Source organism: Enterobacter cloacae complex sp. IR5384 (assembly GCF_049237265.1).
Taxonomy (GTDB): domain Bacteria; phylum Pseudomonadota; class Gammaproteobacteria; order Enterobacterales; family Enterobacteriaceae; genus Enterobacter; species Enterobacter cloacae.
In genome coordinates this window covers 1-3,366 of sequence record NZ_JBMKHJ010000080.1, presented here as the reverse complement: position 1 = coordinate 3,366, position 3,366 = coordinate 1, and the positions used below count along the sequence as shown (strand labels likewise).

2 protein-coding genes and 1 pseudogene are annotated in these 3,366 nt (G+C 46.7%); 1 reads left to right on the top strand and 2 read right to left on the bottom strand.

Features of this window, described 5'->3' with window-relative positions; all coding sequences use genetic code 11:
• Window positions 1-118: 118 nt before the first annotated feature.
• Window positions 119-859 carry a subclass B1 metallo-beta-lactamase IMP-4 gene (locus ACOTX3_RS25800; RefSeq protein ID WP_015060105.1) on the top strand — a complete coding sequence of 247 codons (741 nt, stop codon included), beginning with the start codon at window positions 119-121 and terminating at the stop codon, window positions 857-859.
• Window positions 860-948: 89 nt separating this feature from the next.
• On the opposite strand, the gene ltrA is transcribed toward ACOTX3_RS25800, so the two are convergent.
• The gene (ltrA, locus tag ACOTX3_RS25795) at window positions 949-2,289 is read right to left on the bottom strand and encodes a group II intron reverse transcriptase/maturase (RefSeq protein ID WP_223229093.1); all 1,341 of its coding nucleotides are present in this window, start codon (window positions 2,287-2,289) and stop codon (window positions 949-951) included.
• A gap of 691 nt (window positions 2,290-2,980) precedes the next feature.
• A pseudogene (locus ACOTX3_RS25790) lies at window positions 2,981-3,366 on the bottom strand (hypothetical protein); the annotation flags it as partial.

Here is a 3,366-nt window from a genome sequence, read left to right as displayed (position 1 = left end):
CCTCGGGCATCCAAGCAGCAAGCGCGTTACGCCGTGGGTCGATGTTTGATGTTATGGAGCAGCAACGATGTTACGCAGCAGGGCAGTCGCCCTAAAACAAAGTTAGAAAAGGGAAAGTATGAGCAAGTTATCTGTATTCTTTATATTTTTGTTTTGTAGCATTGCTACCGCAGCAGAGCCTTTGCCAGATTTAAAAATTGAAAAACTTGATGAAGGCGTTTATGTTCATACTTCGTTTGAAGAAGTTAACGGGTGGGGCGTTGTTCCTAAACATGGTTTGGTTGTTCTTGTAGATGCTGAAGCTTATCTAATTGACACTCCATTTACGGCTAAAGATACTGAAAAGTTAGTCACTTGGTTTGTGGAACGTGGCTATAAAATAAAAGGCAGTATTTCCTCTCATTTTCATAGTGACAGCACGGGCGGAATAGAGTGGCTTAATTCTCAATCCATCCCCACGTATGCGTCTGAATTAACTAATGAGCTGCTTAAAAAAGACGGTAAGGTTCAAGCTAAAAATTCATTTGGCGGGGTTAACTATTGGCTAGTTAAAAATAAAATTGAAGTTTTTTATCCAGGCCCAGGACACACTCCAGATAACCTAGTAGTTTGGCTGCCTGAAAGGAAAATATTATTCGGTGGTTGTTTTATTAAACCGTACGGTCTAGGTAATTTGGGTGACGCAAATTTAGAAGCTTGGCCAAAGTCCGCTAAATTATTAATATCCAAATATGGTAAGGCAAAACTGGTTGTTCCAAGTCACAGTGAAGCTGGAGACGCATCACTCTTGAAACTTACATTAGAGCAGGCGGTTAAAGGGTTAAACGAAAGTAAAAAACCATCAAAACTAAGCAACTAAATTTCTAATCGGGTAGCCGGAGGTATCTAGCCTCCAGCCCCCACACCACCCTGCATGCGGCTCCGCACAGGGCGGTTCATTTAGAACTCCTAACCTGTTATTTGGCTAGGATAATGAACTGCAATCCATCCATCTCTTAGTGAATACAATCCAGCTTTCTCTAGGTACTCGTTACTCAGCGCTTGCTGTATGCCTGGCGTTTTCGAACTACGCCAAGGGCCTTTACTTGTGAGTCCACAAGCAACGGCAGCTTGGATCCTGACACCTCGTTTAAGTAGGTTCTGCACCTTAGTCCGTGGTTTTCGCCACTGACGCCAGTAGCACATACGCACTCGGCGACGGATCCAGTGGTCTAAATCGACGCAACCTTGATAAGCGTTGGCTATGCCAAAGTAATTGATCCAACCTTGCATATATTGCCGCAGTTTAAACAGTTGATAGCTCATGCTGACTCCCCAATTGCGGTTCGTCAGTCGTCGTATCTTTTGTTTGAAAACGTGCAACGTGTTGGCATGCCATTGGATCTTTCCTCGGTTAAAGGTGAAGCCAAGGAACTTGCTTTGACCTACCTTAACTACTTGGCTTTTATGCTCGTTAACGATCAGTTTTAGCTTCGTACCAAGATAATGAGTAATACTCTTGAGAACACGTTCTCCCGCCCGTTGAGACTTCACCAAGATGATAAAGTCATCAGCGTAGCGGGCGAAGTGATGTCCTCGGCTTTCCAATTCTTTATCCAAACTATCCAGCATGATGTTTGATAATAAGGGTGAGAGTGGGCCGCCCTGAGGTACACCTTCGAAGCTTGCTTCAAATTGGTCGTTGACCATGACGCCCGCTCGCAGGTATTTGCCAATAAGCGCTAGCAGACGCTTATCCTGCACCTTACTCCTTAACTGAGTCATCAACAGATCGTGGTTGACGCGGTCAAAGAACTTGGACAGATCAACATCAACGGCAAATTTGCGCTTCTGTTTGATGATATTCCTGACTTGTAGTACCGCCTGCTGGGCGTTTCTGTTCGGCCTAAAGCCGAAGCTATTGACTGAAAAGTAGGGGTCAAACAACGGCGTGAGTATCTGAGCGATTGCTTGTTGTATCACACGATCAATCACGGTGGGGATCCCCAATTTGCGTTTACCGCCATCGGGTTTATCGATCTCCACGCGCCTGACCGCTGAGGGTTGATATTCTCCTCGCTCAAGCTGAGATTTACACTGTTGCCAGCCGCCTTGTTGCATCCAGCGCGGGAAGGCTTCGATGGTCATGCCATCGATACCCGACGCGCCTTTATTGGCTTTCACTTGTCGCCAAGCTCGGTGTAGATTCTCAGGTTCGAGTAGTTGCGGAAATAGATTGCTGCTGAAGGCTGGTTGCGGGCTAATACGCTGTTGATAGTAATCGTCTGACGACGTAGTGAGTACCGACAAGTTTGGCAAGACTCCTCCTTCTTCTAAATGTTCAGGCCTTCACCATATCCCATCCATTACGATAGGCGTTGGGCTACTATGCCGTCTGCTGACTTCTGCTTAATCACATGCCGAGTTGCCCCGTCATGCGCTATCGGTTTTCATCTAATTCGCTCTTTCCAGTTGATGAAATTGAAAAGCCAAGACACTTGTAGACCAGAGCCTTACTGGTTAATGACCGATCGCATGCTAAGCAGATCTCCCCAGATAAGGACATGAACTTTCTTTGCACTGCTGCATCATTTACGGTGGCCGTTAGATCACGTGGTTTCGTCGTCTTGTGCCAACTCACCTTCAGCCTACGCCTCATATGATGTTCTTGTTCATCAGCTCGCAAATTTGCTAGCGGCTTCCTTCAGACCGCCCCTCACGGGTAAGCCCTTGCCATTCGCTAGTAGTTAACGTTTAATAACAGCATGTTATCGAACGGTGACCTTCCTACAGAGGACTTTCACCTCATTAGTTCATGCCCATGCTGGGCGTACACAAAGCTATGCAATCGACGGCAAAAAGCTTCGTTCGCTTCGCGCACTACGCCTTTTCCGCGATTGATAGCGACGTTATGTGAATATTGAAATGAGCATTCCAAAGAAAGGAAGTAGAAAAATTATCGTGGGCGAAAATGAGTTTTTGTGGCTCATTAGGTCAAAACTCACATATTCGCAGGACTGTTTAGGTACAGAAATGACTGCGGTCGTTGAACCGGATGCCGGTCCTCACTGATGAAGAAGTGAACACCGTACGGGAATCGTGCCGGCAGCTTGGAGCTATCGGCCGGAACCTCAACCAGGTGGCCAGGGCCTTGAACATCGAGTTCAGGGAAAGTGACAAGCTCAAGCAAGAGGCCATCGAAAAACTGGCCGAACGGATCGACCAGCATTTGGACCATGTGTCTGAGCTGTTCGATAAGACCTGGAGCCGGTGGCACGATTGTCATTTTCAGAAGACGACTGCACCAGTTGATTGGGCGTAATGGCTGTTGTGCAGCCAGCTCCTGACAGTTCAATATCAGAAGTGATCTGCACCAATCTCGACTAT

Bases quoted from the DNA above. Each gene is read 5' to 3' on its own strand.
- ACOTX3_RS25800 (WP_015060105.1), top strand. From the start codon at position 119: ATGAGCAAGTTATCTGTATTCTTTATATTTTTGTTTTGTAGCATTGCT.